Consider the following 14,688-nt stretch of genomic DNA (forward strand, 5'->3'; position numbering starts at 1 on the left):
GTTGCGTTTTTCTTTGAATGGCGAACGGCCAAGTCCAATCTCAAACGCGTGGGTTGGTGTTGGCCGTTGGCCAACAGAACCGACTGCAAAATCGCAGATTCAAAACTGACGCTTGTCCTTTTTCCGGTCAACCCATTGGTGACTGGACGCACGATAAACACTGTGTTTGCCCAGCTTGGAGGCGATTTGGTCGCTCAGCGTGTCGACTTTCGACGATGCGTTCTCGCCGGTTTCTTCACCAAACAGATTGAGTTGCTTGGGAGCGTCCGCATCGGTCAAACCACCCAGCGAGATTCCGAGCAATCGAACGCTGCGCGGTTCACGCGAACGCATTTCCAATAGCAACTCTTCGGCGACCTGCAGAATCTCGAGAGTGCTGTCGGTTGGTGCCGAGAGCTTGCGAGCGCGACTGAAGGTTTGAAAATCTTCACGGCGATACTTCAATGTGATGGTCGACGCCAAGCGGCGGGCGCGGCGCAATCGTCGTGCGGTTTGTTCGGACAAGTAGCTGACGACCGCGTTGAGCGATTCGATATCGGAGAGGTCTTCCGAGAACGTGCGTTCGTGACCAATACCCTTGGCCAAGTGATCGACCACGACTCGTCGACGGTCGATGCCGTTTGCAAGGTTCCAGAGGTGTTCTCCCCAACGACCGAGTTGTGACTTCAACGCTTCCACTTCTTTGACTCGCAGATCCGCGATCGTGCGATATCCCAACCGTTGCAACTTGGTTTGTCCGACTTTGCCAACGCCCCACAATCGCGAGACCGGCAGTGGATCGAGGAATTCACGAACGCCATCGGCGGGGACTTCGACGAAGCCGTTTGGTTTGCCTATGTCGCTGGCAATTTTCGCGACGAACTTCAGCGGCGCGATGCCAACGCTGGCGGGCAAATCCAACTCCCGCCGGATGGTCTCTCGAATGGCGATGCCGATCTCGCGAGGTGAACCGTGCAAACGAATCGTGCCGGAAACATCGAGGAAGGCTTCGTCCAACGAAAGCGGCTGGACAACGGGCGTGAAGCGATGAAAGATTTCCCGGACGGCTCGGCCAACCGAGGCGTAGTGGTCCAAGCGTCCGCGAACAAAGTCCGCGTGCGGGCATAGCTTGATCGCTCGACTGCCCGGCATAGCGGAGTGGATTCCATACTCGCGAGCTTCGTAAGACGCCGCCGTAACCACGCCGCGTCCTTCGGAGCCGCCGACGACGACCGGGCGCCCACGGAGTTCCGGTCGATCGCGTTGTTCAATGGACGCGTAGAAGGCGTCCATGTCGACATGAAGGATCATGCCTGTTGGTTGTCGTTGGCGGATTCACTGCCAACCGAATCGGGAATGCCGAGCGGTCCGGTCTCTTCGATCGCCTTGAGCTGTTCGTCTCTCTTGGCGACGTTTCCGGATTGGCGTTTGGTCCAGGTGGGCGCCATTTGCCGAGCGACGGTGGCGGAGAGCTCCGGTTCAAACACGTTTTGTTTGAGAATGGCCAGGGAATCTTGCAGGGGGCGAGAGTCTCGCTCGATCCACTCTTCGATGCCGTCGCGTGACAAGAAGAATGGGGATCGATGATGCCCGTGTTCCATGACGGTTGGCAACGCCGGTCGCATGATCAAAGACATCGTGAAATTCGGCGGCGCTTCTTCTTGAGTGTCGTCCGTTGCTTCTTCGCGGTACCAAGTGAAGATCGCAGCGGCGAATAACGGCGAGTCTGGCGGCACGGCGAAGTCGACTTCGGTTCCCGCGGTTTCGCCCCAGTAGCAAGGTTCACGGAAGCCGGTCATCGGAACGATGCAGCGATGTGACTTGATCGCGGATTTCCAAGGCCACTTCTCGAGGTTTTCAACCCGAGCGTTTGTTAGCACACGACGCTGTGATTCAGGTGTCTTGCCAAAGGGGACCAATCCGAATGTCATCGGAAGAATTTCAATGGTCCCAGACCGATTGACCGCGATCGTCGGTGCCGGTTTTCCAGGGAAGACATCTTCGTTGAACTCTAACTGCCGGGGTGGAGCGGCGTCGAGCGATTGCGCCAAATGGGCAAGATCAGTTTTGATGTTGAATCGATTGCACATCACTCCTCCCTGCAGCCCTGGAAATGTTGAGCGTGAACACGACGAATATGTTCGTTCGTTGTTCCCGTCGACCCATCGCAGTAGAACGATTGCCCAGAACGTTGTCCATCAGCGCAGAGAGAGGGTTTTACGAAGTGGTCGAACTTCTGAGCAATGAACCGAAACAGCGATTGTTGGTTCAAATTCCCTTACCAAAGGTTGAGTTCAGGTTCAGCGACCGGTCAGCATACGGTCGTACGCAGGCAACTTGAACGACCGCGAAGAGTTCCATTAGCCTATGGCGTCTTAAGCGTTCAATACAGGTTCGATGATGGTTGTGGGGCAGCAATTCACGAACAGTTTCTTTCGTTGAAGCCGGAGATTGGGATCCGATGAGACATCCGCGACAAATCGCGTATGAGTGTTGCTGTGCACTCAGTAGTGATGCTCCCCTGGTGGATCGACTTTGGCAGTGCCACCGCGCGTTTGAGAAGCTGCAACCGGAGAACACGCCCGCGGATTTGTTGCCAGTAGTTCGTCGCTACAGGCTTCGTTTGAAGAATTGCCCCCAGCTCACCGTCATTGAACGCGAGAACTTGGCTCGCGACATCTTGGTCAGATTTTGGGGCGAGATGTGTAAAGGCCGTGTCTGCGGCTGACCTGTACGGTGAATCAGTCGCACCTTCCAACCTGAAGAGCAGTCTACTCGTGATGCGTCACGGAAGAGGCATTGCAAAGGACGTGTGTCACACCACGCGACCGACGGTATCCGAAGTCAATGCACTACGGGAAGGCGGCAAAATTTAAAGCCGCGACGAGGCGATTTGCCTGTCATTCCCGAGCATCACGGAGGGTGGCTGAGGGGACTCGAACCCCCGACCTTCGGAATCACAATCCGACGTTCTAACCAACTGAACTACAACCACCGTGAGCGAGCGACGAATTTATCGACGTGGTCTGAGGTGGTCAATCCCGCTGGACCGTCCGCGCGGCCCATTCCGCCATAGAAACATGCGGCTTGTCCACAAAATTGGAACAGTCCAACCAGTTTGATGCTTCGTTCGGAACCGGTGTGCATTTAAACTGGACACGATTACACCAGCATGGCAGGATGCCCCCGAAGCAGGTGGGTGGGTGTCGGTCCGCCCGCAGGCATTTGCGAGTCTGTCTACGGAACTTGAGCCCTGCCCCGAATGACGATGCAGACTCGGCTCGGTTCTTTTGCCACTACTTCGCGAATTGTCGAGCTTCTTTTTGAAGCGCTGGCGCAGGAATGCTACGATGATGGAAAACGACAGTCTGACAATGCCCCTTGAAAGATGGCCCGTTTGAAATGTCGCAATGGGAAGATTACACCGGTGACGAGTGGATGCGTCCACTCGCGAGCCAGGACACGCGGACCAAGCATATCCTTGACCGTGAGACTCAAGGCATCAAGCCTCGCCCGCGTTTGCAGTCACCTCCGTTCAAGGCGGGTGACACTTGGGGAGATTTCACTCTCGATGAATGGCTCGGGTCAGGCACGCACGGATGGGTTTTTGCCGCGAGGGAGAAGGCGACTGATAAAGCTGTCGCGTTGAAGATTCTGGCTGTCGAAGACGACCCGGGCACGACTCTGGCAAAGACGGGATTCCGTCGAATGGCCAAGTTGAATCATCGCAACTTGATGCGTTTGCATGGGATCCACGAACACGACAAAACGGTCGCGTTCAGCATGGAACGGATCGACGGCGTCAATTTGACCACCGCTATTCGGCGCTGGCGAAACGAGCCATTGGATGTGGCCTGCGAACACATTATTGAGATGGTTCGCCAAATTGGTTCGGCGATCGGATGGATGCACGCTCGCGAGTTGGTGCACCGTGACCTGAAACCCAGCAACATCATGGTGACGGACGACTACAAACGGTTTGTCGTCATCGATTACGACTCCGCGGGCATGTTCCAAGAATGCGATGCGGAATCGATGCGTGCGTACCTGATTTGGACGCCGATGTACGTCGCGCCAGAGGTCTTGGTGCGGCAGCGTCACACACCGTCGAGCGATGTCTTCAGCTTGGGAATGGTTGTCCTAGAGGCACTGCGTGTCTTCAGCGCCGCTCAATATCGTCGTGAAGGATCGCTGAAGAATGAATCGCGGCCCACAGATGGTGGCGATGAGTCATTGGGCATTCGTCGCGACAAATCCGATGAAGAACAAGATCGGATGTTGATCACCAACGCGGTTCGCGGGTTGCATCCGAGCATCCCCGCAGACTTGTTGGAAACGCTGGACGAAATGCTGGCACCCGATGAGGCGGACCGTCCCATGGCGATGACGCTGTCGCGATTGGGGCGTCCACTCGAGGCGATGCAGATGACTCGGATCACCGACGTTGATTCCAGTCGCGTTCGCGAGGCGACCCAGCAAATTCGTCACGATGAGCTGTCTCGCATTCACCGATGGAGTCACCTGGTGTTGGGCGGGCAAGTCCAACGATTGCATCTCAGTGGTGACTCGGGGATCGGCAAGTCGACGTTGTTGGATGTCGCTCTGTCACAGTTGCGTTCGCTTTCGTGGGCGCAGGTGTTCGTTGCCCGATGTCAGCAGCGCGATCAAAAACCGCTGCAAGCGTTCAGTCAAATTTCCGATGAAATCACGATGCGTTTTCGCGGGATGGATCGCGAGCCGTTGCAGGTGGATTCCGTCACCGTCAGTGTGTTGACCAGCATTCTGCCTGGATTGGCGGAGGTGTTGGAAGTGGATCGATCGCAGCCTTTGTTGCAGACATCGCCGACACGTCCCGGTGGTCTGGAAGCCGCACTGAAGGTTTGCGAACGTTTGCGAGAATACGGACCGGTGTTCTTCGTGATTGACGACGTGCAGTGGGCGGACCGCGACACGATCTCGGTGTTGGACTATTTGCAATCCGGCAGCATGAACCGGCCGAAAGCACCCCAGTTGCAAGGACTGGGGTTGATCACGGTCTCGCGAACCGATGGCGACCGACAAATCACGCTGCCCGATGAGACGATCAATCTGGGGCCGCTGCCGGACGAAACCGCGATTGAAATGCTGATGCGGGAAGCCTCCAAGTACGAACTGGAGATTCCAGAGGCTCACTTGAAAGATTTGGCGAGTCAGATTGATGGACTGCCGTATCGGCTCGATGCGTGTTTAGAAGAGCTTCGTCCGGGCGGATGGTTGTCAGACGCGATTCAAAAGAATGGCGATGATAACGGCAGCATGACCGTGCCGTCGATGGAAACGCTGTGGCAAAGTCGGTGCGAACAATTGCCGCCGGGTGCGTTGCAGTTGCTTCGACGAATCGCGGCCGCGGGACGTCAGTTGCCTGTCGAAGAGCTTCGGGTTTGGGATGAAGATGAATCTTGCCTGGAAGAACACTTGGATGAGTTGCAGCGGCGTCGACTGATCGTCCGCGGTGAATCGTCTGGACCGACCGTGCAAATTTGGCATTCGCGACTGGGCGAAAAAGTTCTGGACCAAATGTCAGAACCTGATATTCGTCAGCTGCACCTGGATTGGGCGGAGACGCTGTCTCATGTTCGGCCAGACGTTGCCAATGTGATTGCGTCGCACTACCAGCGAGCGAAGGTTCACGAACCGCTGGCGAATTGGGCCAAGTTGGCTGCTGAGCAAGCCCAACAAATGTTTGCTCACCGAGAAGTCGCATCGTGGTTGCAGGTGGCGGCGGATCATTCCGAAGGTGAACAGCGAATTGCTTACCTGAAAGAAGCTTCGTTTGCTTGGCATCGCAGTGGCTTGCTCAGCGATGCGGCGACGACACACGAGGCGTTAGCGGAGTTGTTGGATGGACACGCTTCGTTCGAGCAAGAGCTTCACCGAGTGGAGTGTTTGATTCGATCGGGCGAGTTCAGCGACGTAAGCCGATTGGTGGAACCGTTGATCGCTCAGCTTGGTTTGCCACGACTGAAGTCCAAATGGGCGTTCAAATTGTCGGTCATGTGGCGGATCTTTCGTTTGCTGCCGATGCAGCGTGATCTCACGACGCTGCTTGACCAACCTGCCCCACAACGCACGTGGCAGGAAGGCAGCCAAATCGAGGCCTGCAATCGATTGATACGCCCGCTCAGCATCATCAACAACGATGTTGCGGTTGAATGGGGGCTCTTTGCAGCACGACAAGTTCGGTTGCGGGGAACGACCGGCGAACGTTTGCAGTTGGGCGTGGGCGAAGCCGTTTTTGCTTGCTACAGCCCAGGGAAAGCTCGCGAACGAGCCGGGCAGATGTTGGAGCGAATGTCCGAAGCTTTGAAGCCGGAGGACGATCCGTCATGGCACGGTGATGTCAACAGCGGGTTGGCTTGGCACGCGGCTATGGACGGTCGATACGCCGATGCTCTGGCTCCTTGCGCACGGTCTAAGAAATTCTATGCCTTGAGTGAGCACGCCAAGAACTTTGAGATTGCACACACTTCATACGTCGAACTGGCGTCCTTTTTCCAATGCGGGATGATCTCAGAGATTCGACAAGCCGTCGCTGAGATGCAGGCTGAGGGTCGGACGACCAACGATCAGTTCGTGACGATCATGGGCACGTTGGGGTATGCATCGGTCGCGTTCTTTTCCGACAACGACTTGGCTCGGATGGATTTGGCCTCGGAACGTGTCCGCGAATCCATGAAGCAGGTTGGAAGAACGTCCTTCTTGTTTGTTCAACAATTCAAAGACGTGCTGCGTGACCTTTACACAGCGGATGTTACCAACGGAGCATCCAAGTTGGACCTGCTGCCTCGGCAGATGCAGGTCACGGATTTGAAACGGGTTCAAATGATTCGGATCAACTTCCAAGAGTTCGTCTGTTTGTTGTCACTTCAGGCATTGAGCTGCAAAACCAAGACAGCCGAAGCCGTGATGCAGCGATCCATCAAGAAGCTCCGCCGAGAACGATCTGAATTCGCGCGAATGAAGGCGAACTTCTACGAAGGCATCCAGATGGCTCGCAGTCCCGTTGCTGGGATGGATGTCTACGCTCGCGAACTTCTGGTCGCCGCGAAGGCGAAGGCTGAAGAACTACGTCTGACACCGTTCGTACTGGCCACCGGCGATGAGTTGAAGTGGTTGGAAGACATCAATCAACCGTCGGACTTGGAAGCCTACTTGGCTGACCAGGGCGTGGTCGCACCGTCACGCTTCGCAAGACTCTACCGCGGCGTCGAGCGGCCGGAAGCCTAAGTAAACGTCCGTTGATCGATCCTCGTTCGCAACGCCGATGACGATCGCTGTGAATTGCTGGGAAGAGCCGACCGAGTGAATCACTGACGAGCACGCTGGACACCAGCACGTCGTGAGAGGTCGTGAAGTTTTCTGATACCGCTTTTCGGCAGATTTCCACATGTCACACCTCTCCCGAAACGAAGTTTGGGGAGAGGTCGAGCGACGCCGTTCAGGCGTACGCGAGGGTGAGGGGAGTGCATGGGAAGTGGCGCGTGCTACCCTCCCCGGAATTCTCGCTGAACGCTCGCATTCCGACCCTCCCCAACCGCGTTCAGGAGGGTGATTTCAACCTTGCTAGCTCGGCACTCAAAATCTGCACGACCTCATGAAGAGCAGGTGCGGAAACTTTGCGATCTGAGAGATGGGATGTTCGAAACATCCCGGGCGGCGTTCGTGAGGAAGCCGCCGTATGAAACTTCGTCCGTTTGACGATCTTCGCTGAGCAAAGGGGGGCGGCTTATTTGCCGTCCCACCACCAACGCGATGAAGCGTCGCTGGCCGCAGCGATGTTGCCGAGAGTTTCGTCGGTGACGGGGTTTTCAGAAACCGCGAAGGCGTTGAGGTTGACTCCGCCCGAAGCGGTCACGGTCCATCCAGCACGGCCTTTGATGAAGCTGCACTGTGGTTCCAATGTCTTGGGCATTTCGTAGCTTGCCAATTCAACGTGTGAATCGTTGCCACGAAGAACACTCAAGTCGATTCCCGACTTGTGGTCGAGTTGTTGCTGAGTGATGAGCGTTGCAATGACGGCCAAATCCATCGCGTTGCGAAGATCGCGGAAGACAGGACGTTCGCGGGAGAGTTCTTCGTATTGCTCGGTCATCATATCGGCCCACTTGGTTGCCAACGCATTCTTGCGACCGGTGCCGCGAACCTTGCCGTCCTTGTCGAAGGTATCGTCTTCGGTCAGCGTTTTGACACCTTGGCCGGTGATTTTCCAAACGCGACCTTCCGCGTCACGGGCGACTGGTTCGTAGTCCGAAGCCATCCACCATCGTGGAGTGCTGACGGTCGATTGGACTTGGTTCTTGGCGAGTTCCAGGTAGCTGGGCAAACCAGCGACGGGTGATTGAGTCAGTCCCATCGCGATGCGTTTCATTTCGAAATCAGCGGCGACCAAGGTGCGAGCAAAGCGGCTGTCGGTGGCGACTCCACCCAACAGAATTTGCTGCGGTCCAAACGCCTGACGCATACCGGCTTCGAGGTAAGCGGGGTTTTGACCGGGGCGAAGTTTGACGTTCTTCAAGAAATTTTGCAGACGCACGCGACCTTCTGGCGTCGGTTCGATGGAGCACAGGATGCCGCCGTTGTTGCGAGCTGTTTCAACGCTGCGGAAAGCGGTCACCAAGTCATCCAGACGAAGAACCGATCCGCCGGTCTTGGTTCCGACAACGTGTCCGTCGGGACGAACCATCCAAGGTTCTGCGGGACCAGCAAGCAGAATGTCGTTGTTCTCTTGGTCGACGATCACGTATTCAATACGCTGCATGCCGGCGAGGAACATGGTTTCGGTGTCGAGGTGTTGCCCTGACTCGTGAGCTTCCTTTAGTTTCGCTTGCAAGCCATTCAGTGAGATCACTCGGCGATCGGTTGCTTCCGCCAGTTCGCCCGTGGGGGCTTCCATGGCGTTGCGAACAACCTGAGCCATTTCCTTTTGTTCTTGGGCAGTGGCTGTTCGAACGCTTCCATCAGGGGCAATCATCACACCCCCAACCGCACGTTGGTTACCCAGTCCAATGCCCGCGAAAGCGGTGGATGCGGTTGTTGCCAGGCAAAGAGCGGCGACCATCAGAGTTGGAAAACGCATGGTACGAACCCAAGACCCGAAACCGCATTGGATGGATCGACCAGAAACAGGACGACCAAGAAGAGAAGAACGCATCGAGACGTGTATCCGGCTGGCGGAGAGAAGGGATGGTGAAAGACGACCGGCGGTGGGGGGAACCCGCAGTCTATGATTAGAATAATTGCAGGCTCTACCAGTGACAAGCAAATCTAACACAACTCAACCCGCCGCTGCTCCAGCGAATTCGCCTCCGGACGCCTATTTGGTGGTCCATCGCGGCATGCGCTGGACGGATGTGATTCGATTGTCGGGCGATGTTCGCTGGACTATCGGTCGCTCATCGTCCAACCCAATTGTGCTCCGCAGCGCTCAATCCAGTCGTCAACACGCGGAAATTCGTCCCGCGAACACGCTGGATGGCCCGGTTTGGGCAATCGCTGATTTGAATTCCCGCAATGGTGTGAGCGTCAATTCCAGGCGAATCCAGGCTCCAACGGTGCTCACGGAAGCCGATCAGATCGAGATCGCTGGGTTCGAGCTGACGTTCACGCGGAACCCAGCCACGCTGGCTCGTCCCCCCGTTCGGAAAAGCCCCGGCAGCGCAGCGACTGGCGGATCCGGATCAGCCGACGATGGTGCGACTCAAGACAATCTTGCGAAAGGTTGGCGGAGCGAAGATTCCGGTTATGGCGGTGACAACGGCGAAAGCGAAGTGGATGTGGTTTCGCAAATCACAACCAGCGGACTGGCACGCCGGCTTAACCACGGAACGGATTCGGTTTCCAGCGGCGATCCGGCCACGATGGACGCGGCTGATCCTCTGCTCGCGATGGCGTTTGCTCTCGGGCGAGCCGACTCGATTGAAGAATGTGGCGAGACGTTGATGCAAACGCTCGACGAATTGCTGCCAGGAGCCACGATCGGGTTGTACCTGTTTGATGCGGAGCAGCGAGCAGCGTTGGTCCAGGGTGGTGGATTGGCACCGCCGCGATTGGTTCGTCAGCCCAAAGGAACGCGGTACCGTCGTCCGCCGACTCCGTTGATCGAACCGATTCTGCAACCCAAGTCCGCTGCGATCTTGGCCCGCAACGTTCTGGGCGATCGTCGCTTGGCGACTGAGAACACGGCGGGCGAGATCGATGTGGAGTCTATTATCTTGGCTCCGCTTCGGCCGGTGTCACGAGAGTCCGCCGCGAACCGCAACGGCGATTCAAATCGCGAGAAGCGATCGGCTGCGACCAATCAGCCAATCACGGAAAGCAATTTGCCGGTCGCGTTGGTGCATGTGACCACGCCCGCCGGAAGTCCCGCGTTGACACCGAACCAATTGAGGAACGTTGTCGCGGCGGGAGAAATTTTTTGCCAGGCGATCCGTTCGATTCATCGAGAAGCCTCGTTGACGCGTTCGTTGAAGAAGTCCGAAGCGGTGATCAGCCGGTTGAGGCGTCAATTGGCCGGGCGAATTCAGATCCTTGGCAACAGCGAACCGATTCGGTTGGTTCAGCAACAAATCGCACAAGTCGCTCCGACACCTTCAGTGGTTTTGGTGCGAGGCGAGTCAGGCGTGGGCAAGGAACTGGTCGCATCGGCGATCCATCATGCCAGTCCTCGCAAAGATGGACCGCTGGTGTGTTTGAACTGCGCGGCGTTGTCGAAGGATCTGTTGGAGTCAGAACTGTTCGGTCACGAGGAAGGTGCCTTCACCGGTGCGACCCAACAGAAACGCGGGAAGTTCGAAGTCGCGTCCGGCGGCACTTTGATGCTGGATGAGATCGGTGAGATGAGTTTGGATCTGCAAGCCAAACTGCTTCGTGTTTTGGAAGGTCATCCCTTTGAACGCGTTGGTGGTCAGTCACCCATTCGCACCGATGTTCGCGTTGTCGCTGCAACGCATCGCGATTTGCGAGCGATGGTCGAACAAAACAAGTTTCGCGAAGATCTGTTCTATCGGCTGAACGTGGTGGAGATTTTGGTTCCGCCGCTTCGGGAACGTGGGCGCGATGTGGTTTTGTTGGCAAACCATTTTTTGCAGTCCTTTGCCGAGTCGATGGCTCGCGGAAGATTGAAATTCTCTGCTCTTGCGGAAAAGAAATTACAACGACATCGCTGGCCGGGAAACGTGCGCGAGCTGCGCAACGTGATCGAACGGGCCGTCGTGATGTCGCCAATGGATGCGGCTGGTGATGGCGAAGCAACGGAACTCGACGCGAATGATTTGATGATCACCGCGGTTGCGAATTCCTCGAAAGAGAGCACCGGCAAAGCGGGTCGTGCAGGAGCTTCGTCGGAAGATTTGGAACTTTCGTTGGCCGAACTGGAAATGCGGCACATCCGCCGGGTGTTGGAATCAACCGGCGGGAATAAAAGCCGCGCGTCAACGATTTTAGGGATCGAACGCAGCACGCTGGATCGAAAGCTGAAGAAGGCAGAGAAAGACGGCCGCTGAGGAAACAGTCAGCCGCCATACGGCAATTCAGGAGTGCTGCGATTGCGACCGTTCCCACTCGAGAGGCAGATCTTTTGTGCCTCTCGTGGTCGCCTCAGTCATCGATCAGCGAGGTTCGTCAAGTGCCAGCAACGCTCGGCGGCTGTCGTTGTAGTCCAATGCGACGACTCGAAGGTCGGTTGGTAACTTTCGAATCACGGGATCGATGTAGGGATCCGCTTGGCCGGCGATCAAACGTTCTGCCCAATCACCATGGACGTCGACTGAGTCCACGTCGATCTTCGCAGCAACGTGTCGGATCAATGTCGGCAGCGAACGGATTGGCGTGTCGGCCCGGTGACCGGACGCTGCCTGACGCAGACGGACTTCTGCGGATGCCAGTTGACGAGCCAAGCTCCAGGCCGCATCGTCACCTTCACGGTGGACCGCGACGGTGAAGTGGGCTTTGCCGAGCAGCTCGGATGACGAGCTGGTTTCCAACAATGGCATGTCCGCCCAAACGCCCTTCATCGGGTTGGATTTGGCTGGTTTGCCGTAGGCCATCACGACAACGTCCAACATTCCAGCTCGGAAGCCAGGAGGAACGTCGAATGCAACTTGGAACATCTTCTCGCCTTCCAAGACTTGTTGCGAAGTCCAACGCAACTTGTAGTAAACCCCGCGGCCACGTTCGATCGTTCCTGCAGCTGAAACAGCGTGCAAAGGAGCGTGCTTATCGAACTGGATCGCTTCGGATTTTTTGTCGCCGTGGTCCGCGCCCAGGTGGGCGGATGCCAAGTGGCCGTAGCCACCATCCGCGGCGACACCGATCGATCGAGTCGACTCGTCGGACCGTTTGACTTGGATGGGCGTGGCGTAGTCCGACCCGGTTTCGGTGCGAGGCGAGTAGTCGAGAACTCGCCATGATGCGGCACGTGGAACGACTTGAACCATCCAGCGTTCGATCGTTGGTAGCTTGCTGCCCGTCACCATCGATGACAAACGCAAGTCAACCTGCATGGACTCACCCGCCTGCGATGTTGGCGACATTCGGTCCGAAAGGTCGACCGGGCGAGCGACCGCGGTGGGAGGAAGATCAAACGACAATGCTTGAACGTTGTCTTGAGCAGCGATGTCGGTGGCGAGAACGGCCAATGCGAACGCTGCTACGTAAGATTTGACTTGAGATTGAAAAGTTTTCATCCGTGTGTCTCCGCGACCAGACGATTGATTGACGGTGGTGGCCGGGTCATCCGACTCGATTCCGTTCCTTCATGGATGCGGGCTGACTTTCGACAGCAACGAGAGTATTTCGTCTTCTCCGCGCCGGGCAAGCATCGCAAACTAGGTGCCAATCAACGGCCCGTTCAACACGCTGAGTACGCCGCGGCGCGTGAAACATGATCGTCGGTGCGGATGCGGATCGGCTCACGACAAATGCGGAGAGAGCACGCCGTGAAACAATCGTGTTAGGAGTGCATCCGTGGCAGTTCGCTGCCCTCGGCGATGATCTCACTTTCCAACTTGGACAGTTCCGTGAGACGTTCGCGAACCATTTCGCGACTGGCAAAATGCTCGGCGAGCTTCACGTACGTCGTGTGATGGCGAGCTTCACTCTCGAATAAACCAGCGTAAAACGCGGACAGTTCGGGCTCTCGGTCGGCCACATGATCCGCGAGCAATCGGAATCGTTCACAACTGCGGGCTTCGATCAAAGAAGCGACCAGCAAACGATCAACGGCGCGGTTGGGATCGTTTTGGCGGATCAGCGCGGTCAACTTGCGACCATACGGCCCCGGTGCGATCCGGCGAAACGGAATGTCACGTTTCTTCAAGATATCGATGACCATGAAGAAGTGCTCGAGTTCCTCTTCCACAATCGTCGCCATCTCTCGACAAATGTCGAGGTTCTCGGTGTAGGCGTTCATCAAGTTCATTGCGGTCGACGCGGCTTTGCGTTCGCAATGGGCATGATCCAACAGCAGTTCGTCCAAGTGGTTGTCGACTTGAACCAGCCAACGCTTGGTCGATTCGGAATGCAGGTGAAGCATTTCGATCAGGCCTCCAACAGCGCCGCGGCAAACGTATCAGGATCGAACTTGGTCATGTCTTCGATGCCTTCGCCCAACCCAACGAACTTGACCGGCAGTTCGAACTGTTCACGAATCGGCAGAACGACGCCGCCCTTGGCTGAACCATCCAACTTGGAAAGGATGATGCCAGTGCAACCGGCTGCATTGCTGAAGCCTTTCGCTTGACTGATCGCGTTTTGACCCGCGGTCGCATCGAGGACCAAGAGGACTTCGTGTGGTGCACCAGGAAGTTTCTTGTCGATCACTCGCCGGATCTTTTCCAATTCCTGCATCAACTTGCCTTGCGTCTGCAATCGCCCAGCCGTGTCGATGATGGCGTAGTCGGCACCGATCTCAACTGCTTTTTCGGTTGTTTGATAAGCAACGCTGGCCGGGTCAACTCCGCTAGGCCCGGTGACGATTTCGCAACCGATTCGTTCGGACCAAATGGTCAGCTGTTCGACCGCCGCGGCGCGGAACGTGTCACCGGCACCAAGGACGATCTTGTGGCCTTGCGAAACCAGGTGGTGCGAAAGTTTGCCGATCGACGTGGTCTTGCCACTTCCGTTCACACCGACGACCAAGATCACGGTTGGTGGTGAGTCGGCTTTAGCCAGGTCACCGTGATCTTGTTTCAGCTGTTCGCGAATGTCTTCTGTGATTGTTTGGACGACTTCTTCCAAGTGAACGACTCGGCCGCGAAAATCTTTGGCGACGCGATCACGAATTCGTCCGGCTGGTCCCGCGCCCATGTCGGTGCGGATCAATCGAGCGTACAGTTCGCCCAAGAAATCTTCGTCGACCAATCGGCCTTCGGCTTTGAACAAGTCGCGAATGTCGGTTCCCAGAACCCGGCGAGTCTTTTGAAGGCCGGTCTTCATTTTGCCGAAGAGTCCGCCCGAGGCTTCTTCACCGGATGCTGGGGAGGAAGCCGACGGAGTCTCGGGGGCGGTGGATTCGTCGCTCGAGTCGTTCTTTTTGGATCGCCAGAAAGCCATCTATCAATGCACGTTTGGGAATGGAGCGTCTGAGAACTGGATGGGCCGGATGCGACGTCGCCGCAGCCAGACAAATTGTGTCGCAACGCGATGAAATCCACCACCCGGGGAAGTCCACAG

General features: G+C 56.6%; 9 protein-coding genes and 1 tRNA gene. 3 read left to right on the forward strand and 7 right to left on the reverse strand.

Annotation, left to right across the window (positions count from 1 at the left end):
- Window positions 1-99 precede the first annotated feature (99 nt).
- Both dinB and RE6C_RS21255 read right to left on the reverse strand, forming a co-directional pair.
- The gene (dinB, locus tag RE6C_RS21250; protein WP_008659940.1) at window positions 100-1,290 is read right to left on the reverse strand and encodes a DNA polymerase IV; all 1,191 of its coding nucleotides are present in this window, start codon (window positions 1,288-1,290) and stop codon (window positions 100-102) included.
- Window positions 1,287-2,069: an SOS response-associated peptidase gene (locus RE6C_RS21255; protein ID WP_008659942.1), complete on the reverse strand. Its 783-nt coding sequence runs from the start codon at window positions 2,067-2,069 to the stop codon at window positions 1,287-1,289. The genes dinB and RE6C_RS21255 overlap by 4 nt, the downstream gene beginning before the upstream one ends.
- 371 nt (window positions 2,070-2,440) lie before the next feature.
- Here RE6C_RS21255 and RE6C_RS21265 point away from each other — a divergent pair, with 371 nt between their 5' ends.
- Window positions 2,441-2,707 (forward strand): hypothetical protein, encoded by a 267-nt coding sequence (locus RE6C_RS21265; RefSeq protein WP_236618397.1) that lies wholly within the window; start codon window positions 2,441-2,443, stop codon window positions 2,705-2,707.
- A 193-nt stretch (window positions 2,708-2,900) separates the two neighbouring features.
- On the opposite strand, the gene RE6C_RS21270 is transcribed toward RE6C_RS21265, so the two are convergent.
- A tRNA-His gene (locus tag RE6C_RS21270) sits at window positions 2,901-2,974 on the reverse strand.
- Between the two features lie 407 nt (window positions 2,975-3,381).
- Between RE6C_RS21270 and RE6C_RS21275 the strand changes: the two genes are divergently transcribed.
- Entirely contained in the window at window positions 3,382-7,245 is a 3,864-nt protein-coding gene (locus RE6C_RS21275) for a serine/threonine-protein kinase (RefSeq protein WP_039962909.1), read from the forward strand.
- A 499-nt stretch (window positions 7,246-7,744) separates the two neighbouring features.
- Here RE6C_RS21275 and RE6C_RS21280 read toward each other — a convergent pair whose 3' ends face one another.
- Complete coding sequence (locus RE6C_RS21280) at window positions 7,745-9,094, reverse strand: DUF1598 domain-containing protein (RefSeq protein ID WP_008659951.1); 1,350 nt, start codon at window positions 9,092-9,094, stop codon at window positions 7,745-7,747.
- A gap of 175 nt (window positions 9,095-9,269) precedes the next feature.
- Between RE6C_RS21280 and RE6C_RS21285 the strand changes: the two genes are divergently transcribed.
- The gene (locus tag RE6C_RS21285; RefSeq protein ID WP_039962911.1) at window positions 9,270-11,519 is read left to right on the forward strand and encodes a sigma-54-dependent Fis family transcriptional regulator; all 2,250 of its coding nucleotides are present in this window, start codon (window positions 9,270-9,272) and stop codon (window positions 11,517-11,519) included.
- Window positions 11,520-11,624: 105 nt separating this feature from the next.
- Here RE6C_RS21285 and RE6C_RS21290 read toward each other — a convergent pair whose 3' ends face one another.
- The 3 genes from RE6C_RS21290 to ftsY all read right to left on the reverse strand — a co-directional run bounded on the left by RE6C_RS21290 (window position 11,625) and on the right by ftsY (window position 14,568).
- Window positions 11,625-12,701 (reverse strand): hypothetical protein, encoded by a 1,077-nt coding sequence (locus RE6C_RS21290; protein WP_008659954.1) that lies wholly within the window; start codon window positions 12,699-12,701, stop codon window positions 11,625-11,627.
- A gap of 266 nt (window positions 12,702-12,967) precedes the next feature.
- Window positions 12,968-13,549 (reverse strand): MiaE family protein, encoded by a 582-nt coding sequence (gene miaE, locus RE6C_RS21295; protein ID WP_008659958.1) that lies wholly within the window; start codon window positions 13,547-13,549, stop codon window positions 12,968-12,970.
- 5 nt (window positions 13,550-13,554) lie between these two features.
- Window positions 13,555-14,568 carry a signal recognition particle-docking protein FtsY gene (gene ftsY / locus RE6C_RS21300; protein WP_008659959.1) on the reverse strand — a complete coding sequence of 338 codons (1,014 nt, stop codon included), beginning with the start codon at window positions 14,566-14,568 and terminating at the stop codon, window positions 13,555-13,557.
- Window positions 14,569-14,688: the final 120 nt, after the last annotated feature.

Origin of the sequence: Rhodopirellula europaea 6C, assembly GCF_000338295.1 — a bacterium.
In the GTDB taxonomy this organism is placed as follows: Bacteria; Planctomycetota; Planctomycetia; order Pirellulales; family Pirellulaceae; genus Rhodopirellula; species Rhodopirellula europaea.